We start from the raw sequence: 23,427 nt of genomic DNA, 5'->3' as shown, positions 1-23,427 counted from the left end.
GTAACGCGCTTGTCATATTCAATCGCTAATGTTGCCGCTCCATAAACTGCTCTCGGGGCAACACATGAAAAAAACACATCCACAAAAACTGGCGGCAGTCGCTGTCGGCGCCTTCGGTTTTACCTTGTCGGTAGCCGCAGTCGCCCACGACCATGCCGACCGCGATCATCAGGATTCTCATAAACCTGCGCAAATTAGCCAAGTACCGACATCGGGCGTTGAATGGTTTAAAGCCGGTGAAGCTGCGGTATTGGTCAACAAAAGAGACGTGGAACAACTGCGCAAAGCCAAAAACGTCATCTTGTTCGTCGGTGATGGCATGGGCGTATCGACGGTCACCGCCGCGCGGATTTTGGAAGGCCAAATGGCCGGACGCGACGGCGAATTCAACCGTCTGCAATTTGAAAAATTTAACAATATGGCTCATTCGGTTACGGCCAGCGCCAATCAACAAACCTCGGATTCCGCACCTACTGCCACGGCGATGGTCGCCGGTATCAAAGCCAATGATGGGGCTATTTCGGTCGAGCAAGGTATTCTTCGCACCGAAAAAAGCGCGGAAGTCACTGCGGCACACACCGTCAAAACCATCCTGGAACGCGCCGAAGAACGCGGCATGTCCACCGGCGTAGTCACAACCGCGCGCTTTACCCACGCCACGCCCGCCGTGAATTACGCCCACATTGCCGACCGCGATTGGGAAGCGGACAGCAACCTGCCTGCCGGCGCCACCGTGAAGGATATTGCTCGCCAGTTGCTCGAGTTTCCTTACGGCGACGGCCTGGAAGTGGCTTTGGGCGGTGGTCGTAGCTACTTTATGCCCAATACGATTGCCGACCCTGAATACCCTACGCAAAAAGGCCGCCGCGTCGATGGCCGCGACCTAACTTTGGAGTGGACTTCGCAATACAATAATTCCGACTACGTCTGGAACAAAGCCCAGTTCGACGCGGTAAATCCAGCGTCTACCGATCATTTGCTGGGCTTGTTCGAGCGTTCGCATATGCGCTATGAAGCTGACCGCGCACAAGACGCCGCCGGCGAACCGTCCTTGACCGAGATGACCGAAAAAGCCATCAAAATTTTGGAAAAAAACCGCAAAGGTTATTATCTGATGGTGGAAGCCGGCCGGATCGACCACGCGCACCACGCCGGCAATGCCTACCGGGCGCTGACCGATACCGTGGCATTGTCTGATGCAGTGAAAAAAGCCAAACAACTAACCCGCGACGAAGACACCTTGATCCTGGTCACCGCCGACCACAGCCATGTGTTCACCATCGCCGGTTATCCGTCGCGCGGCAATCCTATCCTGGGTAAAACCGCGGTAGACGGCGTTGCGACAAAGGATGCCTTGGGCTTACCTTACACCACCTTGACCTACGCCAACGGCCCAGGCTGGACCGGCGGTTTGCAACGCAAGGAATTTAATCCCGCCAACGAAGGTACCGTGGCTGCTGCCTACGAGGGTAGTAAACTGCGTCCGGATTTGACAACAGTCGATACCACCAATCCAAACTACATGCAGGAAGCCACCGTACCGATGAGCGCGGAAACCCACGCCGGCGAAGACGTGGCGATCTATGCTGACGGCCCTGGCGCTTACCTGGTACGCGGTACGCTGGAACAAAACGTGATTTATCATGTGATGGCGGATGCCCTAGGCATGCGTAAATAGTCCGGGGGCCTTTCCCAAAGCCGAATCAGGGACGCTAGCCGTCCCTGATTTTTTGGAATTATTCACTGCGAAGTACAAGAATCCCTCTCCAGCGGGAGAGGGTAGGGTGAGGGGATGAAAACAAAGTATTTTGCTAGTTTAATTCTCCTCTCCCCAACCCTCTCCATCAGGAGAGGGAGCAATTTCTCGGCGATTGTCAGAGTTTTGCAATTCACTGAGTAATTACATTTTTTTGAATACCGCTAAAGTGCAGGATCCATGTTCAACACCCATTTCAAATTTTTACCCAAACTGCTTGGTCTCAATTTATTGATCGTTTTGGCGGCTTGCAGCCATGCGCCGGCCAAGTATGCCGCTAACATCACCGATTTATCTTCGGCAAACTTACCTGCCGTTGCCGCCGAGTTTGTCACCACCCGCACCGGCGAAGAGCCCGAACACGACGAGCACCAGGTATTGCCGGCCGAGGTGAGCTGGCGATTCTGGCGCGATAGCCGGCAGATTACGATAGAGCGGCCGCAACTGGGCGTGGGCGAACTGTGGCAGCGTGACGGCCAGGAGCTGATTCACCGTAAGCTCTATCATCAAGACCGGCGGGCAATTGAATTTCAGGCCGGCGATCTAAGGATGCTGGACATTACGCCGTCTTGGCAAAAATTAGCCTTGCTGTTGGATAGTCAACTGCTCGATAAACTGACTGCCGAAGAAATCGAATGGACCGATGGCATCCCGACCCGCGAATATAAGGGTAAAGTCGCGGATACCGAATGGCATGTGGTGATGCGCCTGGACATGGCCTTACCGGCTTTGATCGAACGTCGGTATGGCGAATTTTCCGAGCGCACCGAACTGTTGCAGGCTTATTATTTAAGCGCTGCGCCCTGGCAACCGACGCCAATCGACGGTTATGACGTGATCGATTTCGCCGATTTGGGCGACAAGGAATCCGACCCGTTCGTCATAAAGGTGCAAGCGCAAATGGGGCATGAGCATCATCATTAAGCGCTAGCCCGTCAGGCAAAAAAAAGCCCGCTGTATCGCGTACCAGCGGGCCCGAGTATCACTACAGAGCTTACAACTAATCCCTAAAACTTAAGGTGCCGGCAAAATCCGGTTTTGCAGGCCGGGGGCTACCATGCCGTTGACGGTAAAGTAGTTTTCCAATGCATCCAGATCCAACGCGCCGCCCAGACGGTTAGTGCCTTGCGTCAATACATAGTATTGATCGCCGCCGTCGGCCATGAAATTGTTTACGGTCACCCGATAGTTGGCGGCAGGATCGACGACTACACCATTGATCTTGATACTGGCGGGGTCGACGTTATCGCAAGGCGTGCCTTTTTCTTTCCATTCGTAACTAAAGCCGTTGGAAACTTGCATGATGCGGTTGAACGCTTGGCCCGCAGCCGGTGCGCCGGCTGGATAGCCCACGGTGCAGCCGGTGAATTGTTGCTCCAACAAAGTGTGGATTTGCGCGCCGGTCAAGGTCAATGTAACCAAGGTGTTGCCGAACGGCTGCACGGTAAAGGCTTCCGCGTAAGTCACCTTGCCGTCGCCTTCGTTAGCCGCGCTGGATGGGAAGGTCAAATCGGCGCGGATGCCGCCGGGGTTCATGAATGAAACCACTGCTTCGCCAAAGCCGACGTTTTGCGTCGCCAGTAATTGCGCATCGGCAATCACATCGCCTAGGGCCGATTCGCCGGCCGCGGTGGCGGTTCGGGTAATCGCCGCGCTGATACTGCCTATCACCCGGTTAGCGATGGGCGTGGACAGGGCTTTGTAATTATCGACGATGGTTTTAATTGCTGCATTGGGCGTGATGGCAGTGTTGCTTCGATCAACGACGATATTTTCGGCGCTGACGCTGCTGACTTCGCCGTTCACGGTGTTGATGGCCACGTCGATGTCGGTCAGTACCCGGCCTTGCGAATTGGCGCTGGTCACCGAAATCAAGCGGCCGGCCTTGTTGGCGATTTGGCAGTTATAGGCTTGATGCGTGTGGCCGGAAATCACCAAATCCACTTCGTCGTCCAATTGGTTGACGATGGTTTTAATCGGCGAGCCATCCAAGCCGCTGTCGCAGTTGTTGATGGTCGAAGCACTTTGCGTGACCGGTATCGTGCCGCCTTGATGAATCAATACCACCACTGCTTCGACGCCGCGCGCCCGCAATTTGGGGATCAAGGCGTTCACCGTGGCCGCCTCGTCTTTGAACTCCAGGCCGGCCACACCGGTGGGGGTGACGATGGTGGGGGTTTCTTTCAAGGTCATGCCGATAAAGCCGACCCGCACGCCGCCCACCACTTTAATCGCGTATTGCGGAAACAGGGTTTTGCCGCTGGCGGTTTCCACGACATTGGCGGCCAGGAATTTGAAATCCGCGCCTTCAAAAGGTACCGGCGTGCCGACAGATGCACCTTGGCAGGAATTTGGATCGGTCGGATGACAGCCGCCGTTTTGCATGCGTTTCAATTCATCCTTGCCTTCGTCGAACTCGTGATTGCCGACCGCGTTAAATTCCAGGCCTAGGCGGTTCATGGTTTCGATAGTCGGTTCGTCATGAAACAACGCGGAAACCAACGGTGTGGCACCGATGATGTCGCCGGCCGAGACCACGACAGTGCTGGGGTTCTGGTTTTTCAGATCGTTAATATAGCCGGCCATCCAATCCACGCCGCCGACCGGGATATTGGTGGCTGGCGCGCTGCTGGGCGTTTGCCGGAAGGTGCCGGGCGACTCCAATTGGCCGTGAAAGTCGTTGAACGCGACGATTTTAATGGTAGTGGAGGGGATGCTGGTCACGGCATGAGCTGCACCCAGTGTGCCCAAACCTAAGGCGATGCCGATGGCAAGTTTGTTTAATTTCATTGGATTAACCCTTATTTAGTGGATTGGCGGCGACGAGAGACCAAGCCCAGCAGGCCGGCGCCGGCCGCGTATAAGCCTGCGGCGGCAGGCAGCGGCACGGCGGTCAGGCTGACTGCGCCAACGGTGGCGTTAAGCTCGGTGGAGGTATCATCCAAAGCGGATTGGATCAGCAGACCGCTGATTTGATAGCTGCCGGCACCCAGCAGAAATTCGCCGCGGCTGTAGTCTGAGCTGGAGTAAGCCAAGTCAAAATCGCTGTAAACAGAAGTGGGATAATTGTTAACGGCCGCCGAGGTCTCACCAATTACGCTGGCCGTGTTAAAAATCTTGAATCTATCACCAGCGAAGCCGGCGTCCACTACGCGCAAAATGGCCGATCCGGTTAAGGTGAATTCAAAGCTTAAAGTATTGTTATCCAGGTCTATCCATTCCAAGTCACCGGAATTAGACACCGAATTGTCTACGTCGAACGCATGCCAAGCGCCGTCGGCATTAAGGGTAATCGCCTCGGCTTGCGTGCAGATTGCCGACAGCAATGCTGCGGCAATAACAGATTTTTTGATCATTTAGAGTGCTCCGATAAAGACAGCGCGGGCGTTTTTGTTATAGGCCGCTGGCTGCTCGTTCATTTGGGGTTGAGAAATTTCCATCGCTATGGGTAAAGCAAGTACAGCCTAAGGAAATTTTGTGATGAACTTGTGATTGCTAAATGAAGATTTCGTGAAATGTAATACACGGGTGTTGCGGGTTTTATTCGGGCGCTGACTCTGGCTTGGGTGGCTAGAAGGCAATCGATGAAATTCGCGGAATGAGGTATTTCGGGATGTCGTTAGTCCGGCTTGGTTTTCGACTGTTTGAGTACAGAGCTTGGCTGTTGGACAAAATTATTCCAATCGTGTCGTTCCGAGCATGAATGTTGGAGAAAACTTCTAGGGGCTGTTGCCGTTTCACATCGGTAACCATATAAATGCACAAGCCAGGGCGATAGCACCTTCAAAATTGCGTTTTAGTTTGTCATATCGGGTGGCAATAGCTCTAAAATGTTTCAGTCGCGCAAATACGTTTTCAACGAGGTGGCGATATTTATAGAGACACCAGTCCATTTCCTCATTCCCGACTATTGAATTTTGTTTTCTTGGGATGATGGGGACTGTGCCTTGGTCTCGAATTTGAATCCGTAACGGCTCGCTGTCATACCCTTTGTCTGCAATCATGTAGCCCGCCTGGGGGAGCTTGGCCACAAATTCCGGCGCTTCTTTGCAGTCATGTACTTCGCCCCCCGTAATCGAGAACTGGATGGGAAGTCCACCGGCATCAACCGCCATATGGATTTTGGTCGTGTTGCCTGCGACCGATTTCCCGATGGCTGTTGGGTTTTCATGGGCGCCGCCGCTACTGTGTTGATGGGCTTTAATAATGCTGCCATCAATAAATAGCCATTCCAAATCAGGCTCAATCACTAGCGCTTGAAAGATACCCCTCAGCTTTTCTTGCAGTGACCAGGCATTGAAGCGCTTGTACACGGCATTCCACTTGCCAAAAGCGACGGGCAAGTCTCGCCAAGGGCAGCCAACACGCAAGCGATAAAAAATCCCTTCGACCGTTTGCCGAAGACCGGGTTTGTCGTAAATGCTGAAACTCAACATAATCGTTTTTAGCTTTTCCCAGTGGGTATCTGTAAGCAGTTGGCGTGGCATTCGCTAGTTATCGTTTGATTGAAAACTCAATCAATATGGCTCGCCAATCGATTTTCAAAGGGATTATGACAAAATGGCAACAGCCCCTAGGTTGCTCGGGATCGAAGCTGGGTTATTAGGATTGGTGTCGCTATCGCGACGATTGTTTTAAAGTCGGTTCTCGCACCGACAGACGAGATACTTTTCTTTGCTGCGCCAAAGAAAAGTATCCAAAAGAAAGGCGGCCCGGATGCAGCTTTGATCCTGCGCTCCTCGGATTTGAACGGGGTTGCCTGGAGGGGCTTCCCAGCCCCTGCATGCAACGCGCCGCATCCCTGCGGCGCCCCTTCGGGCTCATCCGTCCAAACCCTCCGGTGCTCGGCGCGGCATACGGGAGAAAACCCCGCCGTGAAGTTTGAAACCCAGCTAATATTCGCGCAGTTTTGTAGGGCGCATTAGCGATAGCGTAATGCGCCGAATGCTTTAAGGCCAACATGCGGCCCAATACGGCTACGCCTATTGATGCCCTACGAATTGCGCCTTAGGGCCTTGTCGACGGCCATTATGATTTTTTTATTATCACTGATTTCGTTTAAAAACCAACTGGGTAGTTTTAGCGAGTCGTCATTATAGATAGACTCCGGTAAATCGTTCCAAAACATTATAATGGCGTTGGAAAATTCTTCTATATGATCATCGGTAATTTTTAGATCATCGTAAGTAAAATTTTGTATGAAATCTGGGTATGCTTCAGGTAAACACTATAGCAAGTCTTTATGTTTGTCTTTTATTTCAGTAAAGGAAAGACCATCCCCATGCTTGAAAGTATTTACAACCAATCGACATCTTTCAAGTGATCTATAACAGTCCTTTGATTTAATTTTCCACCCTAAACCTTCTAATAAATCAAATAACTCGCATGATTTTTTACTCCAAATTTTATTTTTGATTGCATCACTTCGGTGCCATTGATTTATTTCTATTGTTATCCATTCTCTTAGTTGCTTATCCCACTCGTGATACATACCAGCGATTACACTCAATCTGGTTTTGGATAACATGTCGTCTAGCATTGAATACCACTCAATACTTTCCTCAAAAGCATTCTCATAAAAACTATCAGGGTTATCTCGGTCGGGGTCGAAGTTATGGCTAATTCTGCTTAAATATTTATTGCCATAATCTTTTGCTTCTTCTTCCATGTTGTCGAATTGTGCAAGCAGCCTAACATTTGCTTGGTTAATATAAAAACGATGGCGAGCGATCAAATGGTCTTTATATGAACGCGACATGTAGAAAAGGGTATATGCCATCTGATTTGATTTAAAAAAGGCTGGAGTCGGGTAGGGTGGGCACGGTTTTTGTGCCCACGCGGTATTAAATATACACCGCTGACGGTGGGCAGAAAAGCGTTGCCCGCCCTACGTTTTTTGATTTTTCATTAGATTTCGGGAGTGGATTTCTCCCCCCATTAAAAAGCAGGGTGAACGCGATAAATATTTTTTTGAATGACACGTGTGTTCTCGAAATGAATGGTAAACGTGTGGGTAAAACAAAATTTCCTGATTTGAGATAAAACGCTGCTAAGCGGTCCACTCCTTCGGGTTTGAATCGGCTGTCTTTAACATTAATCAATTTGACTGGAAAACCCGCGACCGCCCAGCTGTTTCCAGCGTGCGGCAAGAAGAGCGGAAAATCTAAAAAGCCGGCGCTTGGTCTTGCAGCGTAAAAATGATCGGCACCAATACCGCGCTGGCTACATTGATTTCAGCGCGTTTGGCCGGTACGAAGCGCCATTGTTTGACGGCTTCGACCGCGGATTCGTCCAGCGCTTCGTGACCACAGCTTTGTTCGACGGCAACGCCCACTACCTGACCATCCTCGCTGACTTCCACGCGCAAAACCACTTTGCCCTGCCAGCCTCGGCTGCGGGCGATACCGGGGTACTCCGGCTTGGGATTGTGTTGGTAAGCGGCATTCAGATATGCCTCGGTAAACGTCGGACTTGGATTGTCGGCGCTTACTTTCTCGGCAATCGCCGGCTGAGTGGCATCGTCGACCGGCCGAGGCTGTTGATCAAAAACTTGTTCCTGCATCGAAAAATCGGACGGCGGCGCCTGCGGCGTCACTTTTTTCAACCGGGGTTTGAGTTGCGGCTTTTTAGGTTTTGGTTGGGCAACGCTGGGCGGCGGCGGTTGGGTTCGCTCAAGGCTTGGCTCACTGGCCGGAACTGTGATTGTCGACACTTCCATTTTAAGCGGACTGGCTTTTGCCTCCGGCAGGTCGGGGCACAAGAAGCAGCTGACCCCGGCCAAGTGCAGCAACATAACGGTAACTAACATCAAAAATAGCACGGCGATGTTGCGCGAACTTTCTTTGTTGCGGGTTGGTTTTAGCAACACCGCGCGGCCGGCTTCGACGCCGACGGATGCATCAAGAAAAGATGCTGCCGGATTTTGAGCAATAACAAGTCCGATTCGATTCGCTCTAATAAATGGCACGGGTTTTTAGGATTGGCGGTTAAACATGCGGCGGCGTCCCTGAGCTGGCGTGATTCTTCCAAACAACTAAATTCGCCAAGTTAAGACGATTTAAAATTAATTATGACAAAAGCCTTGCCGCCAGGAATGCGGCCAATTGCCGCAGCGGCGGTTCGGTAATACAGTCCGGCCGATTCTGTTTTCGCATCAAGAATGCAAAATCACCAGCCACGGTCCCAATGCGGTCTGACGCAGTGCCAGGGATTTTTGCAAGGCATCCAGCATCGCCAGACCGTCGGTCGGAAATACCCCGCTAACCCGCAATTGTTTGACATCCTCACCGTTCAGAATGATTTTGGCTTTGGAATAGCGGTTTAACTCTGCTACCACGTCGGCCAGTGCCTGATCGTGAAAAATCAACTTGCCGCGTTTCCAGGCATTTAACTGGTTGAGATTGGCTGGTGCCGGCTTATCCAACCCACCGCCAGTGGAATACGTCAATCGCTGGCCTTCCTCCACCCGTATCGCGGCGACATCGGCTTGATCGGTCAAGCGCACGGCTACCGCATGCTCGGTAACATTGACTTCGACCTTACCTGCGTCGGGGTGAGCCACGTCAAACACCGTCCCCAAGGCCCGTACCGCCGTATCGCCAGCCACCACTTCAAAGGGTCTGTTGGCATCGCTGGTAACCTTGAACTCGGCCTGGCCTCTGAGCAATACCACGCGCCGTTTATCCGCCGACCAGTCTATGTCCAACGCGGTATCGGTATTCAGCAACACGCTGCTGCCGTCGGCCAATTGAATCTGCTTTTGTTCGCCAACGGCGGTTGCATAATCGCTGAACAACCAATCGTGGAGCCTATCCCGGCCTAGCAACAACCCCAGCACCAGCGAAGCGGCCAGCGCCAAACCGGCTCGCCGCGGCAAACGCGGAACGGCATGAATTTGCTTTGGCTGGAAATTGGCGGGCGGCGTGGTTTTAACGGCTTGCGCGACGGAACCCCACAGCGCTTCGGCCTCGGCGTAGGCTTGCCGGTTGGCGTCGTCTTGACCATACCAGGCCTCGAATTGGTGGCGCGCGGCGTCTGTAACCGAACCGGAACGCATCAGCACCAGCCAGTCTATCGCCTGGTCGGCCACGCTTTCGTTGGAATTATCGGGATCGGTGTTCATCAAGGCCGCTGAAACGAGGAAGGAGTGGGCGAACGATAAAACAATGTTGCCGGAAAATAAACCGCAGGCCAATTCAGCGTTGCTCGCGACGGTCACGGCAATGCTTCAAAGTTTTGGCAATGCGTTTGGCGATGGCCCGTTCGGACACGCCCAAACATTCGCCAATTTGCGCGTAAGTCAGGCCTTCGATGGCGCTTAAGTAAAACGCCGCCCGGCACTCTTCCGGCAATTCATTCAGGGCCGTATTGACCGTATCCAGATCCTGCCAGGCCATTAACTGTTTTTCGGCGTCCGGATCATTGCCGGCAACCGCCTCCAGTAGTTCGGCCGGCATCTCATGGCTTGGAGCATAACGGGCGCGTACCGATTCCTTGCGGATATGATCGACCACCAAATTACCGGCGATAAAAAACGCCAACGCCCGCCTATCTTGAGTCGGCGTCCGCTGTTCGGAGAACAATAGCCGCACAAAGGTTTCTTGGGCCAAATCCTTGGCGGTATCGGGACAATGCAGGCGGCGCAGAAAAAAACCGATTAAATCGTCCCGATTTTCCCGAAAGAAATGATCCAGTGTGTCCGAAACAGCAGTCATCAGTCGTTTTTGAAAGCGATACAAGTGGGTTATCTATCAAGACGTTTGACAAAGCAAAATCAGCGCCAATGGCCTTTATTCCCTATCAATTTAGGCACGCGGCCGGGCAGCAACGGCCCGTGATAGGCGCTATTAATGCGGCTTTAGCGTCTTCAAAAATCCAACATTTGACCGCCGCCGGGATACGTCAAATGCCTATGTTGGCCTGCATTTGCACCAACTGGGCTGTGTGAAATGCCGCATAAGGCGTGATATGACACACTGCAAGCAGTCCAATATTGCTCTACCCAATGGACTGAAGACGCTCCTCGTTGTTTTTCAAAGCATCAGAGGAAAGTGGATCGGCGAGCATTTATTCCGAAAATCTCCCCGGCCCTATTTATTACCGGTATTCCGTTCGTACCCTCAGGGGCATAAAGGCTGAGCTCGTCGAAACTCAGGCTGGCGTGCCCTTCGGCAATACCGGCCATATGTTGAAAAATTTTTAAGGTAGTGTTCATGATTTCTTCCCTGAAACGTTGTGAAGAGTAACGCCGGCTATCGGCGCAGTCATTCACGCAATCAGGAGATTTTATGAGGACACCCGCATTCGCGCCCTTAAGTGCGCCATTCGCCGTGACAGCCCTGGCGCTGAGCATTGCCAGCTATACGGCCTACGCCGAGCCCATGCAACAGGAAGCACGGACTTATGCCATTACTGCCGGCGGTTTGACCGAAGCGCTGACGGCTTTCGCCGACCAGGCCAATCTAAAACTGGTATTCAACGCCGAGTTGACCCGCGGTCTTAGCGCGCCGGCCTTACATGAAACAGTCACCGTCGAACAAGGGCTGAGCAAATTACTGAAGGACAGCGGGTTGGGTTATCGCTTGGTGGGCAACGGTACGGCGATTATCGAAGCTAAGCCGGTGGTCAATAACAGCGAGCCACAGTCGGCGGCTACGATGCCGGCAGTAACGGTGCTGGGGAGGGCGGCTTATGACGCCAACGATCCGTATAACAAGGACTATGCGCTGCGCGATTCCGCGACGGCCACCAAAACCGATACGCCATTGATGGAAACGCCGGTGAATATTCAAATCGTGCCGAAAGCAGTATTGAACGATCAGCAAGCGATTACAATAGAAACCGCGTTAAAAAATGTCAGCGGCGTAACCCTGGGCGCGGGTTCCGGGGGCCTGTCCGAAGATCTCTATCTGCGCGGCTTTCGCAGTTCGGCGCTATTTCGCAACGGCTTCCGCTACGACTCCGAGTTCAGTTCTTGGGGCAAGCGGCAGATGGCCAATGTCGAACGGGTTGAGGTAGTAAAAGGCCCGGCCTCTATTCTTTACGGGCGGATGGAGCCGGGCGGCATGGTCAACGTGGTGACCAAGCAGCCGCTAAATACCCCTTATTACGCCTTACAGCAGCAGTTCGGTTCGTTCGATCTTTACCGCACCACAATGGATGCCACCGGTCCGCTGACGAACGACGATACCTTGTTGTACCGGATGAATGCGTCTTACGAAAACAGCGGCTCTTACCGCGAGTTGGTCGATAGCGAACGCATCTTTCTGGCGCCGGTGCTGAAGTGGAACATCAGCGCTCGAACGCAAATTACCTTCGAGATGGAATACAAACACGACAATTTGGTCAACGACACCATGGTTTGGCCTTACGTAGACGGCCGGTTTATCGATATGCCGCGCGGGCGCAATTTAATGGAAAAGACCCCAGAGAATCACGACGACATTTTGTTGGGCTTCAATTGGTCGCATCAATTTAACGACAATTGGAGCATCAGCCATCGCTTCGCCACCGAGCGCCGGGATACGCCGAACAGCGTAGCGATGCTGGGAGATGGACTGACGGGTAGCCAGCTCAATCGAATCGTGGTTGCTAACCCGGCCGACATTAACACCTATTACACCACGCTGGACTTAACCGGCCACTTCAATACCTTTGGGCTAAAGCACACATTGCTGGTCGGCGGCGATTATTACAACAACCGTTCGACAGGCCAATATTATTACGGCGATCCCGCGACCGGCATCGACATCTATAATCCTATCCACACCGGCTATAGCTTTCCGACCGGATTTGACCGCTACGACACCGACACCGAGTTCTACGGCTTGTACGCCCAGGATCAGATTCAGTTGCCGCACGGGATTCACGTGATGGGCGGTTTGCGTTACCAGGTCGTAGATCAGGCCGATAAAGTGGCGCAATCCAAGCTTTCCGCGGACGCGGTGACACCGCGCGTCGGGGTATTGTGGCAAGCCCAAGATTGGTTGAGCCTTTACGGCAATTATGTCGAAAACTTTGGCGCCACCAATGGTTTGGGCCAGGGCGGCAAGCCGCTGCCGCCCGAGAGCGCGCAGCAATGGGAATTGGGCGCCAAGAGCGAGTTTTTCGACGGCCGGCTCAGCGCCACGCTGGCCTATTTCGATTTGACCAAACAAAACGTAGCCACCACCGACCCCAACAATCCCTTGTATTCCATCGCGGTCGGAGAGGTGCGTAGCCGCGGACCGGAGTTGGACATTAAAGGCGAAATCCTACCGGGCTGGAATATGATCGCCACCTACGCCAATCTGGACACCCGCGTTACCAAAGACAACGACGGCCGAGAAGGTCGGCGGATGTTCGCGATCCCCAGAAACGTCGGCACGTTTTGGAATACTTACGACTTTCAACAGGAGTCATTGAAAGGGTTTAAAGTCGGCGGCGGCATCACAATGCGCGATGCCTCTACCAATGTGCCGAATACCTATAATGTGCCGGGGTTTATTACGGTTGATTTAATGACTGCCTACAATTTGAAAGTCAGCCAATCCAAAGTCACTTTCCAGCTGAATGTAAACAATCTGTTGGACAAAAATTATCTGCAAGACGTGATTCCGGGTCTGGGGCCGAACTCGCGGGTTAATATCGGTACGCCAAGAACGCTGCTGGGATCGGTAAAGGTGGAGTTTTAAGCCAGGAGGCCGCATATCTTTGGGCTCGTTCCTGTGCGTTACAGCTCGTCCGATTAGCGCAGCGTAATCGGACGCATGCAATCCTGAAACTTGTGCCCAAATACGTGCGATTACGCTTCGCTAATCGCACCTACGCGGTTTTCTTTGGACGTGGCTCTTTCCGACTCGCTGCACGGAACCTCAAAAACAAAAGAACGTTCCGATCCTGCCGGCAACGACCTACAAAACCGCCCGCACCAATAGCCAATATGCCGGGCGGGCACGGTTTTTGTCATTACCTGGCATAAGCCTATACCGATAATCGGTTTGCAGAGAACCGTTGCTCACCCTGCGTTTTGTTTTCTCTTGATTTTGGTAGTGGTTTTCTCCCGTTATTCCGCGCCGAGCATCGCAGCTCTTGTGCCCCGTGGGTATTTGGCGAGAATAGTCCGTCAGGGGCGATGCAGATATGCCGCGCGCTTCCGAATCCCCCCAAAACCTACCACCAAGCCACTCCCAAACAGCAACAAAGAGGGCGGTAACGGCACAGCCGTGATGTTGAAGCCGACGCTGGCATTGATCGCCAGCGGCCCTTGATTCAAAAAGATCAAACCTTGGTTGAGATCATGCAAATCGCTGGTGATCGCGATATTCAAGTCACCTGACGCGACGGCCTGAAAATGCAAAACCGCCAGAGAAATGAACGAGCCCACGTCATTTGCACTCAAGCCCGGAAAGGCCAGGCCGGCAGCGGCTAAATTCACGCCATCCTGTGTTGAAATGTCGGTGAACAACGGGTTAATGCTGCTACCCAAAAACTGCGCAGCGCCCGTGCCGCCTAATAGCGTGTTGAAACCAAAGCCCAACACCAGTTCGTCCGGGCTGGCGTTAGCCAAAGGCGCGAAAGCCAGCACTTCAACATCAAAATGATCGCCAATATGGGTAAAGCCTGAGGTCTGCTGTAGCGCCAAAAATGTGGGTTCAGTAGGAGAGACAAGGGTTAACGGTGAAATTGATCCCGAATTGGTTGGCGTTGGTCCCGCTGGGCTTGCAATACTACCTCGAGGCACAATTTGAATGTCACCCCCTGTAATAAGTGGTGGTTGTTTAGCTTGCAGATTTCCTGGGGTTTGACCCGTTTGGAGTTCTATATTGCCGCCCGGATTAATTTGAATATCGCCGGATGTGCTGAGCGTACTCGCTTGGTTGACACCAGACCAAAATGCCAACGCAAGTATCAGGCAATGACGCCATATCATATTTTTCATAAAACCTTCTTTAACAAATAAAAATTAATCGGCGATGTTCGCGGCCGTTACGGCTTGCTGTTCGCCGTGTAGTTATTGAAATAGCCGTACCAAGTCCGGTAGTCAGCCATGCTGACACAGCCGGTCGCGTCATAATCCGCTTCCCGGTTAAAACCTATTTTGCCGCTGCATTTACCAACTTGAGCCTTGATCAAATTGGCGTCGCTACCATCGACATCGCCGTCGTTATCCAGGTCGCCCGGCACGAACAATTTGATTAACAGTGGGTCGTGGTCGGATGAGCGATAAGCATCGGCCGCGTAGAAGCTGCTGATTTGATTGGCTGTTTTGAACTCGGTGTTGTAATCCAGAGAGCGTGGTTCGTCGGCGTTGATATGCCATTCGCCGGCACTTTTAACTTGCGGCGCGAGTGCGGCATTCGCTAGGCCATGATCCAGATAACCGGCCGCGCCATCGAATACGTAACTGTAAGCGGCCTGATTGCCGACGAAAGTTTCCAGCAGGTTCTGGTAACCGGCGTTTTTCAAGGCTGTGATCGGGTCTTCCTGGGCATAGCTGTTCAGGTCACCGATGATCAGGGCATTGTTGGCGCCGTTGTGGGTAGGATCGCCAGCCAACCAGGTGGCCAGGGCTTGCGCAGCATTGGTGCGGGTTTGGTTGCAATTGCCTTGGCCGTCGCCGGTGTCGGGATCATTGACATCGTCGCAAGCCGAACCTTTGGATTTAAGATGGTTGACTGCCACGGTCAGCAACTTGTTGGAAGCCTTATCCAAGAAAGTTTGGGCCAGGGCAGGGCGGTTTTTGGTGTCGATAAATAAGGGGTTTACCGAAGAATCCAATATTGCCACCGCGCCAACCGGCGTGATTTTAGCCGGTTTGTAGATGATGCCAACCGCGATCTCATCGGTGCCGACTTTGCTCAAGCCCGGATTGATATAGGCATACGTGCCGGCGCCGGCCAGTTGATTCAAACCATTCACCAGATCGGCGATGGCGCTGCTGCTGCCGTAGCCGTCGTTTTCGATTTCCATCAAACCTACCACATCGGCATTTAAGGCATGGATGGCCGGAATGATTTTGTCGCGCTGGCGGTTGAATTCGACCAGGGTATTAGCGCCGCGAGCGGTTGGGAAACCGCCGCCGACACCGTTACCGTTGAAGTAATTCAACACGTTGAAGCTGGCGACTTTTAACGAGCCCAAGGCGGACAGGGCCGGAACCGGGCCGCGGGAATTGTCGGCGACAAAGGTTAGCGGCTGAGTCGGTTGCAGGCGGTACACGCCAAAATCGTAAGCCAACACGCCGGTAGCGCCCACCACCGCATCGCCACTACGTAAAGGCGTGGCGGCGCTGAGACCGGTCGGTTGCGGATAAATTACCGGGTCTGGGTTTTGGATGTTTGAGCCATCGTCTACGGTGAGCTGATTCAAGCTATTTTGCGCGGCAGCATCGATAGCGGCTTGGCCGGGCATGGCGACCTGGGTAGGCGTCATCAAGCGGCCGCCGGACGAGAGTAAAAATTCACCGAAGCGGCCTAGATTGAAGTTTTCGCTGACCGTCAGGGTTTGCGGCAGACGGATCAACATGCCTTCCCAGCGTTCAGCGTTATTGTCGGCGTTGTCGAAGGGTAAATTTACTTCAACCGCTGTCGGTAAGGCGTTACCGGTGGCGCAAATGTCCACTGAGCTGACGCTTTCCAGGCGGGTCATATTGAAGGTTTCGGTGACGGTGCCGACGATGTGGATTTTATCGCCGACATTGACCGGCAAGCTGGAGGCGACGAACAAGCCTTCGGACGTAGCCGGATTGGCGTCGGCACCATCGATTTGCTGCACGAAAAAGCCGTTCAAATTACCGCTGCCTTGGAAGTCGGCGCTGACCACGGCTTCAACATGTTGCACGCTGCCGCTCAACGGACTGACGCCGCTGCTGCCTTGGATGGCGCTGATTAGGGTTGCCGCTTGGCCGCATTGGGATACCGGGGGAGGCGGGGTGACGCCGCCGAAGTTTTGGCTGTTGTTGACCGCGCCAAATGAATTTGTGGCTGGGGCGTTCCAGGTAAAGTTTTCGTAGCTGTTGCCGGTGCCTTTCAGTTGTAAGGATTGGCCGACGGGAGTTGAGTTAGTTTCCGCTACGCCAATATCCAAGCTGGTCATGCCGTTGGCCGGGCCGCCTACCGCTGTAAAAGGTGAGGGCTCGTAACTTAAAAACTGCACCACCGTGCTGCCGTTGACCAAGGCAATGCCGTCTGGCCCACCGTTTTGTATGCCGTCTGCCGGATAGCTGAAGCTCAGCGTGCCGAAGCCGGTGCCGGTTTGATCGGCTATTACGCCGCTTAAGGCTTTGCTGTTATAGCTGGCGCCACCGTTGCCGTTATAAAGCACCAACGACCAGCCGCTGAGGTTGGTGCCGGCCGGGCCGGCGATTTCGATGGCCTCGCCGCTATCGGTGCCGGCATTGTCGTAGTGAATTTCGTTGATAAATACCGGCGTGGCTGCCTGGGCGTTGCCGAAGCAGCTGAGGGCGCTCACTGCGGCCAGCAGCGGGTAGCTGCGGATGTGCTTTGCGATCATGGTCGGATGGTCTCTGTGCTTAAAAATCAGTAAGCAGGCTTGGATGAGCCTGAGCTGACTCGCAGAGAGACGCACTCGCCGGCCTAAGGGGATAGGCGACGAGCGCGTCATTGGGTGACTTCCCAAAATTCTGCAAGCCCGCTCACATTTTCCGGGATTACGCTTGGAGGAGGGTTAAGAAACCGTGACGGTTTGGCGAAGTTTTTGTGACATGTAATACAAAGCTAAGTAGGCCGGTTCCGGCAAGCTTTGGAGTTAGCCAGGATGCGGCAATTCTCCATCGTGCTGCTGCGTCAATTGCGGCGCTTCCTGGGCCAGCCAGCGGATTAACTCCAGTCTGCCGTCTTGATGTTCGACAATGGCCGTGCAACTCTCCACGAAATCGCCGGTATTGACGTATAAGAAGCCTTCTATTTCCTTGATTTCGGCATGATGAATGTGCCCGCAAATCACGCCGTCCAGGCCTTCGTTTTTCAGGGTGCGGACAATGCTTTCTTCGTAATCGGAAATAAATTGCACCACATTCTTGACTTTGAATTTCACAAACGCCGCCAAGGAGAAATGCGATTGCCTGCCGAATAGGCGTCTGAACAAGCGCAGGAAGCGGTTGATTTCGATCAGCCAGTCGTAACCCAGGCTGCCGATTTTTGCCAGCCATTGGTGGTGTTTGGCGATGGTATCGTATTCGTCGCCGTGGACGATCAGGAAGCGTTTGCCGTTTACCGTGGTGTGAATATCCGAGTTTTTGACGACGATGTCGCCGAACACGTAATCGTCGTAATCGCGGACGTTTTCGTCGTGGTTGCCGGGGACGTAGATAATTTGCGTGCCGTGTCTGGCTTTACGCAGGATTTTTTGAATGATGGTGTTGTGATCACGCGGCCAGTACATTTTTTTGGACAAGGCCCAAAAGTCAATGATGTCGCCGACCAGATAGAGTTTTTCGCTGTCGTTATGTTTTAAAAAATCCAGCAGGGCATCGGCCTGGCATTGGGTCGAGCCAATGTGTAGGTCGGAAATCCAGATGGTGCGATAGAAAGAGGTATTCATAAGCAAACGCCAAATATTGGTATCGGACGAGGGCTATTTTTGTCTGCATTTATGACAGCAGCATGACAGAGCAGGCTTGTCGCTTCTTTGCCGAGTAATGCGGGCAACGGATTATTTTTGGCGTTTTGTGCAGACTTTAGATCGTCGGCTCTATAAATATGTTGTTTAAAAACAATGGCTAACGCGCCGGGTTTTGCGTGTCTATCGGGTTGTGTCACATTCTTGTAATCTGCTTGTTCTAAGGTTCGCTTATTACCGAGACCCTGGCCAAACAAGCAAGAGAACTGCCGATGACGAAGCAAACAGACACTCCCAATAATGTGCATACCTTGCATGCGTATGACACCGATTTAGGGCATATGCACAGTTTGATGCTGGATATGACGGACCTTTTGGTTTACCAATTGGAACAGGCGATGCAGGCGCTGGACTACGGCGATGCCGAACTGGCGCAAAAAGTCGTATCACGGCATAAGAAGGTCAAGCGCTTCGAAAGCAAGATTGACGGCGAGGTATTGAACATCATTGCCCGGCATAGTCCGGTGGCAAACGATCTGCGCTATGTGTTATCGACGTCGAAAATCGCCGTAGAGCTGGAAAAAATCGGTGTTGAGATTGTCGAGTTCGCCAAACTGATTACGGTGTTGTTCGACCCGAACACCAGCGACCCCAATCAAAAGCTGTTGGCTGACATCGTGAAAATCGGCGGTTTAATCAAGCTGATTTTGGACAAGTTGATGGTGGTTTTCGAAAGCCGGGATACCAAGCAGGCATACGCCTTGTTGGAATGCGATAGGGATTGCGAGTCGGAATTGCAGGAGGGTATCAAGCACCAATTGACTTTGGTATTGCACGACGCCCGAATGATTCGCAGAGCCTTGGATGTGATGCAAATGATGAAAGCCATGGAGCGTTGCGGCGAGCATTGCCGGAACATTGCCGAGCACGCCATTTTTATGTTGGACGGTATCGATGTGCGGCATGGTGGGCTGGCGACTCAGGCGAGTCTTGCTGGTTAAGCATTTGCGCGCGGCTGCCTCTTCGGTATTTGCCGTCAGTTAAAAACAAAAAAGCCGGCATTGCCGGCTTTTTAATGTGGGTAAATGCCAAACCGTTATTTGTGGATTTCCAAATGCAAGGCCCGGTATTCTTCGGTCAATTTGTGGGTTGGCGCGTAGTGGATCAAAGGCTGGGCGTCGCTATGCGATTCGCGGACTTTCACCGAGGTGGAGATTTTGGTCTCCAGGACCGGCAAACCCTCGGCGATCAGGTCTTCCACCAACTGCCGCGGCAGGTTGGCCTGCTTTTGATATTGGTTGACGATGACGCCTTCCACTTCCAGTCTGTCGTTATGATCGGCTTTGACTTCGGCGATGGCGCGCATCAATGTGTACAGGGCTTCACGAGCGAAGGTGTCGCAGTCGAACGGAATCAGGCATTTTTCGGCGGCGATTAACGCTGATAGGCTATAAAAATTTAAAATCGGCGGGGTGTCGATATAGATTTGCTCGAAGCCTTCCAGTTTTTCCAACGCTTCTTTTAATTTGTAGATTTTATGCCGCGATTCCAACCGGCTTTGCAAACCTTCCAAATCGCTATGAGATGGCAATACGAAAAGGTTGGGGAAGGGGGTTTCATGAATCAGACCGTCCAAGCCTTCCTTCCCGCCGCCGAATAAGCCCAATCCCAGGCTGTCTTTGAAAAAATGGGCGATGGTCTTGTCGGAATCGGCGACTTTATTGCCCAGCAAATACTGGGTGGAATTGCCTTGCACATCGAGATCGATCACCAGGGTTTTTTTACCCTCTACGGCGCTGATGGCTGCTAGGTTACAGGTAATGGTAGATTTACCCACGCCGCCTTTCTGATTGAAGATCACCCTGCGCATAATCGCCCTCGATTGCTAAAAAATAAAAGCCCGCATTATAAGGTTAAAGCCTGCAATATCAAACGCGCGAGAAACTGCCGCCCTTGCATTCCGGGCAGGCCGGTATCACGCTGGTGGATTTGAAGGCGATTTGTTTACCGCAGGCATCGCAGACAAAAGTGCCGGGGCCGGCTACCTCACCGCTTTTATAAGGATGATAGAGCTTGGCTTCCATCTCCAACGCGGCCAGCTTGACCTTGGTTTTGTCGGCGATGTCCATGAAGGCATCCAGGGCAAAGTTTTCGATCAAATCGATGTCAAACTTCAACCATTCGGACAACGAATTGCTGTCGTTTTGTTGCGACGGCGCGGTGGCGACGTGTTCTACATCGCGCATCACATAGTCGGCGATTTTATTGATTTCTTCTTGCGTGTGGCCGCCCAGCGCGCTGGTTTTTTCCTTGGCTATTTCCAATGCGTCGGCGACGGTGTGTAAGGTATCGTCCAGGGCTTCGTAAAGATGGCCCATCAGATCGTCATACGCTTTGATCAGTTTGTTTTCGCCCATGGCTGCTCCTTGTGTTGTTTTAATTTTCACGCTTTAGCTTTAAGCGTCTCTAAGGTATTCTAGCGCCTTTTTACAGCAAAAGACGAATAGGATGGAAGAGCATTACAAGCCGTCGGAAATAGAGCAAAAAGTACAGGCCGACTGGGAAAAATCCGGAGTGTTTACCGCTTCTGAAGACACCGGCAAAGAAAAATACTATTGCCTGTCGATGTTTCCTTATCCCAGCGGCAAGCTGCACATGGGCCACGTCCGCAACTACACTATTGGCGACGTGATCAGCCGTTTTCAAAGGATGCAGGGCAAGCATGTGTTGCAACCGATGGGGTGGGACGCCTTTGGTTTGCCGGCCGAGAATGCGGCTATGCAAAACAAGGTGCACCCGGCCGACTGGACCTATTCGAATATCGATTACATGCGTGACCAGTTGAAACGTCTGGGTTTTGGTTACGACTGGAGCCGCGAACTGGCGACCTGCGATCCGAGTTATTACCGTTGGGAGCAATGGTTTTTCATCCGCTTGCTGGAAAAAGGTCTGGTTTATAAAAAAACCGCGCCAGTCAATTGGTGTCCGCACGACCAAACCGTGCTGGCAAACGAACAAGTCATCGACGGCTGCTGCTGGCGTTGCGATACCCAAGTCGAGAAAAAAGAAATTTCCCAGTGGTTTTTAAAAATCACCGCTTATGCCGACGAGTTGCTGACCTCGCTGGATAAACTACCGGGGTGGCCGGAACAGGTTAGAACCATGCAGGCCAATTGGATAGGCCGCTCCGAAGGCGTGGAGATGGATTTCGCAGTTGAGGGATTCGATTCGCCGATTCGCATCTATACCACCCGCCCGGACACCGTGATGGGCGTGACTTATGTGGCGGTGGCCGCCGAACATCCCTTGGCCTTGAAGGCCGCCGAAACCAACGCCGACATCGCCGCCTTCATCGAATCCTGCAAGCAGATGGAAACCTCCGAAGCGGCGATGGAAACCATGGAAAAACGTGGCATCGCTTCCGGTTTCCACGCCATTCATCCTTTGACCGGCGAATCCGTACCGGTATGGATCGCCAATTTCGTGTTGATGAGCTACGGTACGGGCGCTGTGATGTCGGTGCCGGCGCACGATCAGCGCGATTACGAATTCGCTAAGCGATATGGCATTGCCATCAAGGAAGTGATTGCCGCCGCGGATGGCTCTGACGACAGCGTTGCCGAAAAAGCCTTTACCGATAAAGGTGTGTTGAAAAACTCCGGAGAATTCGATGGCTTGAATTTTAAACAAGCCTTCGACGCCATCGCCACCAAACTGGCCGGCTTGGGCAAGGGCGAACGCAAGACCAATTTCAGATTGCGCGACTGGGGTGTCTCGCGGCAACGCTACTGGGGTGCGCCGATTCCGGTGATCTATTGCGACGACTGTGGCACAGTGCCGGTGCCCGACGAGCAATTGCCGGTGACCTTGCCGCGCGATGTGGTGCTGGACGGCTCCCAATCGCCGTTGGCCGCGCATCCGACCTTTCCACACACCGATTGTCCGAAATGTGGCAAGCCGGCGCGGCGCGAAACCGATACATTCGATACCTTCATGGAATCGTCCTGGTATTTCGCACGTTATGCCAGCCAGGATTGCGACACTGCGATGCTGGATCAGCGCGCCAATTACTGGTTGCCGGTCGATCATTACATCGGTGGCATCGAACATGCGATTTTGCATTTGCTGTATGCGCGTTTTTTCACCAAGTTGTTGCGCGATGAAGGTTTGGTGGTGTGCGACGAGCCGTTCAAAAACTTGCTGACGCAAGGCATGGTGATCGCCGAAACCTTCTATCAAATCGACGATCACGGCCACAAACGCTATTTCAATCTGACCCAAATCGATGTCGAACGTGACGCCAAGGGCAAGATCATCGGTGCCAAGTTACTCGAAGATGGATCACCGGTCACGGTGGGCGCGGTCGAAAAAATGTCGAAGTCGAAAAACAACGGTGTCGATCCGCAGGTGTTGATCGACAAATACGGCGCGGACACGGTGCGTCTCTACACCATGTTCACTTCGCCGCCCGACCAGTCGTTGGAATGGAATGACGCCGGTGTGGAAGGTGCATTCCGCTTCCTGAAACGTTTGTGGCGGCAAGTCTATTTGCATGTCGAAGCCGGATTGCCTCAGCAAGCGCTGGACAAGGCGGCCTTGAGCGATGATCAAAAAGTGTTGCGCCGCCAGTTGCATCAGGCGTTGCAAAAAGTCACCGACGATATGGCCCGTCGCCATACCTTTAATACCGCGATTGCGGCCAACATGGAGCTGGTCAACGCGCTGAATAAATTTGAAGACGATAGTGCCAATGGCAGGGCAATCCGTCAGGAAGTGCTGGAAGCCATCGTCTTGATGCTGGCGCCCATTATTCCGCATGCGGCTCAAGCATTGTGGAATCAGTTGGGGCATAACGATGACATCGTGCTTGCCGCTTGGCCACTGATCGACGAATCCGCATTGCAACAGGACGCCATCGAAATGGTCGTGCAAGTGAACGGTAAGCTGCGCGGTAAATTATCCGTTGCGGCAACGGCGTCCAAGGAGCAAGTCGAAGCCTTGGCCCTGGCCGACGACAATGTGCAGCGTTATCTGGAAGGTAAACCGGTGAAAAAGCTGATTGTGGTGCCGCAGAAACTGGTGAATATCGTTGTTTAAACGCTGGGTTTTCG

The 23,427-nt window shown here is 52.9% G+C and carries 20 protein-coding genes; 6 read left to right on the top strand and 14 right to left on the bottom strand.

The annotated features are described in order from the left end of the window. Window positions 1-64: 64 nt before the first annotated feature. Both ACWAU0_RS00665 and ACWAU0_RS00660 read left to right on the top strand, forming a co-directional pair. Entirely contained in the window at window positions 65-1,678 is a 1,614-nt protein-coding gene (locus ACWAU0_RS00665) for an alkaline phosphatase (RefSeq protein ID WP_458138043.1), read from the top strand. 258 nt (window positions 1,679-1,936) lie between these two features. Then, window positions 1,937-2,680: a hypothetical protein gene (locus ACWAU0_RS00660; RefSeq protein ID WP_458138042.1), complete on the top strand. Its 744-nt coding sequence runs from the start codon at window positions 1,937-1,939 to the stop codon at window positions 2,678-2,680. A gap of 90 nt (window positions 2,681-2,770) precedes the next feature. Here ACWAU0_RS00660 and ACWAU0_RS00655 read toward each other — a convergent pair whose 3' ends face one another. The 5 genes from ACWAU0_RS00655 to ACWAU0_RS00635 form a co-directional block, all read right to left on the bottom strand. Continuing rightward, entirely contained in the window at window positions 2,771-4,546 is a 1,776-nt protein-coding gene (locus ACWAU0_RS00655) for a bifunctional metallophosphatase/5'-nucleotidase (protein WP_458138041.1), read from the bottom strand. 11 nt (window positions 4,547-4,557) lie between these two features. After that, complete coding sequence (locus ACWAU0_RS00650) at window positions 4,558-5,112, bottom strand: hypothetical protein (protein ID WP_458138040.1); 555 nt, start codon at window positions 5,110-5,112, stop codon at window positions 4,558-4,560. 381 nt (window positions 5,113-5,493) lie between these two features. Beyond that, window positions 5,494-6,243 carry an IS5 family transposase gene (locus ACWAU0_RS00645; RefSeq protein ID WP_129871393.1) on the bottom strand — a complete coding sequence of 250 codons (750 nt, stop codon included), beginning with the start codon at window positions 6,241-6,243 and terminating at the stop codon, window positions 5,494-5,496. Window positions 6,244-6,983: 740 nt separating this feature from the next. Then, a complete protein-coding gene (locus ACWAU0_RS00640) occupies window positions 6,984-7,535 on the bottom strand; it encodes a hypothetical protein (RefSeq protein ID WP_523070749.1) in 552 nt (183 codons plus the stop codon). A 384-nt stretch (window positions 7,536-7,919) separates the two neighbouring features. Then, window positions 7,920-8,318 (bottom strand): energy transducer TonB, encoded by a 399-nt coding sequence (locus ACWAU0_RS00635; protein ID WP_523070748.1) that lies wholly within the window; start codon window positions 8,316-8,318, stop codon window positions 7,920-7,922. 49 nt (window positions 8,319-8,367) lie between these two features. Here ACWAU0_RS00635 and ACWAU0_RS00630 point away from each other — a divergent pair, with 49 nt between their 5' ends. Then, window positions 8,368-8,682 carry a hypothetical protein gene (locus ACWAU0_RS00630; RefSeq protein ID WP_458138038.1) on the top strand — a complete coding sequence of 105 codons (315 nt, stop codon included), beginning with the start codon at window positions 8,368-8,370 and terminating at the stop codon, window positions 8,680-8,682. Between the two features lie 227 nt (window positions 8,683-8,909). Here the strand turns inward: ACWAU0_RS00630 and ACWAU0_RS00625 are convergent, their stop codons facing one another. The 3 genes from ACWAU0_RS00625 to ACWAU0_RS00615 form a co-directional block, all read right to left on the bottom strand. Beyond that, window positions 8,910-9,974 (bottom strand): FecR family protein, encoded by a 1,065-nt coding sequence (locus ACWAU0_RS00625; RefSeq protein WP_458138037.1) that lies wholly within the window; start codon window positions 9,972-9,974, stop codon window positions 8,910-8,912. After that, window positions 9,952-10,470: an RNA polymerase sigma factor gene (locus tag ACWAU0_RS00620; protein ID WP_458138036.1), complete on the bottom strand. Its 519-nt coding sequence runs from the start codon at window positions 10,468-10,470 to the stop codon at window positions 9,952-9,954. The genes ACWAU0_RS00625 and ACWAU0_RS00620 overlap by 23 nt, the downstream gene beginning before the upstream one ends. Window positions 10,471-10,796: 326 nt before the next feature. Next, the gene (locus ACWAU0_RS00615) at window positions 10,797-10,970 is read right to left on the bottom strand and encodes a hypothetical protein (RefSeq protein ID WP_165385931.1); all 174 of its coding nucleotides are present in this window, start codon (window positions 10,968-10,970) and stop codon (window positions 10,797-10,799) included. 73 nt (window positions 10,971-11,043) lie between these two features. Between ACWAU0_RS00615 and ACWAU0_RS00610 the strand changes: the two genes are divergently transcribed. Next, window positions 11,044-13,428, top strand: coding sequence for a TonB-dependent siderophore receptor (locus ACWAU0_RS00610; protein WP_033157897.1), 2,385 nt, complete (start codon window positions 11,044-11,046; stop codon window positions 13,426-13,428). A gap of 431 nt (window positions 13,429-13,859) precedes the next feature. Here ACWAU0_RS00610 and ACWAU0_RS00605 read toward each other — a convergent pair whose 3' ends face one another. The 4 genes from ACWAU0_RS00605 to ACWAU0_RS00590 form a co-directional block, all read right to left on the bottom strand. Continuing rightward, a complete protein-coding gene (locus ACWAU0_RS00605) occupies window positions 13,860-14,378 on the bottom strand; it encodes a hypothetical protein (protein WP_101051707.1) in 519 nt (172 codons plus the stop codon). A 344-nt stretch (window positions 14,379-14,722) separates the two neighbouring features. Next, window positions 14,723-17,248, bottom strand: coding sequence for an ExeM/NucH family extracellular endonuclease (locus tag ACWAU0_RS00600; RefSeq protein WP_033157895.1), 2,526 nt, complete (start codon window positions 17,246-17,248; stop codon window positions 14,723-14,725). A 255-nt stretch (window positions 17,249-17,503) separates the two neighbouring features. Continuing rightward, window positions 17,504-18,298 (bottom strand): UDP-2,3-diacylglucosamine diphosphatase, encoded by a 795-nt coding sequence (locus tag ACWAU0_RS00595; RefSeq protein ID WP_033157894.1) that lies wholly within the window; start codon window positions 18,296-18,298, stop codon window positions 17,504-17,506. Beyond that, complete coding sequence (locus ACWAU0_RS00590) at window positions 18,295-18,516, bottom strand: hypothetical protein (protein WP_165385932.1); 222 nt, start codon at window positions 18,514-18,516, stop codon at window positions 18,295-18,297. The genes ACWAU0_RS00595 and ACWAU0_RS00590 overlap by 4 nt, the downstream gene beginning before the upstream one ends. Before the next feature lie 72 nt (window positions 18,517-18,588). On the opposite strand from ACWAU0_RS00590, the gene phoU reads away from it, so the two are divergent. Then, on the top strand, window positions 18,589-19,317 hold the full coding sequence (gene phoU / locus ACWAU0_RS00585; protein WP_033157893.1) for a phosphate signaling complex protein PhoU: 729 nt from the start codon (window positions 18,589-18,591) through the stop codon (window positions 19,315-19,317). A 95-nt stretch (window positions 19,318-19,412) separates the two neighbouring features. Here the strand turns inward: phoU and ACWAU0_RS00580 are convergent, their stop codons facing one another. Beyond that, window positions 19,413-20,186, bottom strand: coding sequence for a ParA family protein (locus ACWAU0_RS00580; protein ID WP_033157892.1), 774 nt, complete (start codon window positions 20,184-20,186; stop codon window positions 19,413-19,415). Between the two features lie 58 nt (window positions 20,187-20,244). Continuing rightward, the gene (locus tag ACWAU0_RS00575; protein WP_033157891.1) at window positions 20,245-20,733 is read right to left on the bottom strand and encodes a zinc ribbon-containing protein; all 489 of its coding nucleotides are present in this window, start codon (window positions 20,731-20,733) and stop codon (window positions 20,245-20,247) included. 91 nt (window positions 20,734-20,824) lie between these two features. On the opposite strand from ACWAU0_RS00575, the gene leuS reads away from it, so the two are divergent. After that, window positions 20,825-23,413 (top strand): leucine--tRNA ligase, encoded by a 2,589-nt coding sequence (gene leuS, locus ACWAU0_RS00570; RefSeq protein WP_458138035.1) that lies wholly within the window; start codon window positions 20,825-20,827, stop codon window positions 23,411-23,413. Window positions 23,414-23,427 lie beyond the last annotated feature (14 nt).

This window comes from Methylomonas sp. Uni0009 (assembly GCF_054188105.3).
The sequence above is the reverse complement of the archived record's forward strand: the minus strand, read 5'-3'. Positions and strand labels throughout refer to the sequence as shown.

What these genes read in the sequence shown, in the direction of transcription:
- ACWAU0_RS00665 (WP_458138043.1), top strand. Translation starts at nt 65, where the DNA reads ATGAAAAAAACACATCCACAAAAACTGGCGGCAGTCGCTGTCGGCGCC.
- ACWAU0_RS00660 (WP_458138042.1), top strand. Translation starts at nt 1,937, where the DNA reads ATGTTCAACACCCATTTCAAATTTTTACCCAAACTGCTTGGTCTCAAT.
- ACWAU0_RS00655 (WP_458138041.1), bottom strand. Translation starts at nt 4,546, where the DNA reads ATGAAATTAAACAAACTTGCCATCGGCATCGCCTTAGGTTTGGGCACA.
- ACWAU0_RS00650 (WP_458138040.1), bottom strand. Translation starts at nt 5,112, where the DNA reads ATGATCAAAAAATCTGTTATTGCCGCAGCATTGCTGTCGGCAATCTGC.
- ACWAU0_RS00645 (WP_129871393.1), bottom strand. Translation starts at nt 6,243, where the DNA reads ATGCCACGCCAACTGCTTACAGATACCCACTGGGAAAAGCTAAAAACG.
- ACWAU0_RS00640 (WP_523070749.1), bottom strand. Translation starts at nt 7,535, where the DNA reads ATGGCATATACCCTTTTCTACATGTCGCGTTCATATAAAGACCATTTG.
- ACWAU0_RS00635 (WP_523070748.1), bottom strand. Translation starts at nt 8,318, where the DNA reads ATGCAGGAACAAGTTTTTGATCAACAGCCTCGGCCGGTCGACGATGCC.
- ACWAU0_RS00620 (WP_458138036.1), bottom strand. Translation starts at nt 10,470, where the DNA reads ATGACTGCTGTTTCGGACACACTGGATCATTTCTTTCGGGAAAATCGG.
- ACWAU0_RS00615 (WP_165385931.1), bottom strand. Translation starts at nt 10,970, where the DNA reads ATGAACACTACCTTAAAAATTTTTCAACATATGGCCGGTATTGCCGAA.
- ACWAU0_RS00610 (WP_033157897.1), top strand. Translation starts at nt 11,044, where the DNA reads ATGAGGACACCCGCATTCGCGCCCTTAAGTGCGCCATTCGCCGTGACA.
- ACWAU0_RS00600 (WP_033157895.1), bottom strand. Translation starts at nt 17,248, where the DNA reads ATGATCGCAAAGCACATCCGCAGCTACCCGCTGCTGGCCGCAGTGAGC.
- ACWAU0_RS00595 (WP_033157894.1), bottom strand. Translation starts at nt 18,298, where the DNA reads ATGAATACCTCTTTCTATCGCACCATCTGGATTTCCGACCTACACATT.
- phoU (WP_033157893.1), top strand. Translation starts at nt 18,589, where the DNA reads ATGACGAAGCAAACAGACACTCCCAATAATGTGCATACCTTGCATGCG.
- ACWAU0_RS00580 (WP_033157892.1), bottom strand. Translation starts at nt 20,186, where the DNA reads ATGCGCAGGGTGATCTTCAATCAGAAAGGCGGCGTGGGTAAATCTACC.
- ACWAU0_RS00575 (WP_033157891.1), bottom strand. Translation starts at nt 20,733, where the DNA reads ATGGGCGAAAACAAACTGATCAAAGCGTATGACGATCTGATGGGCCAT.
- leuS (WP_458138035.1), top strand. Translation starts at nt 20,825, where the DNA reads ATGGAAGAGCATTACAAGCCGTCGGAAATAGAGCAAAAAGTACAGGCC.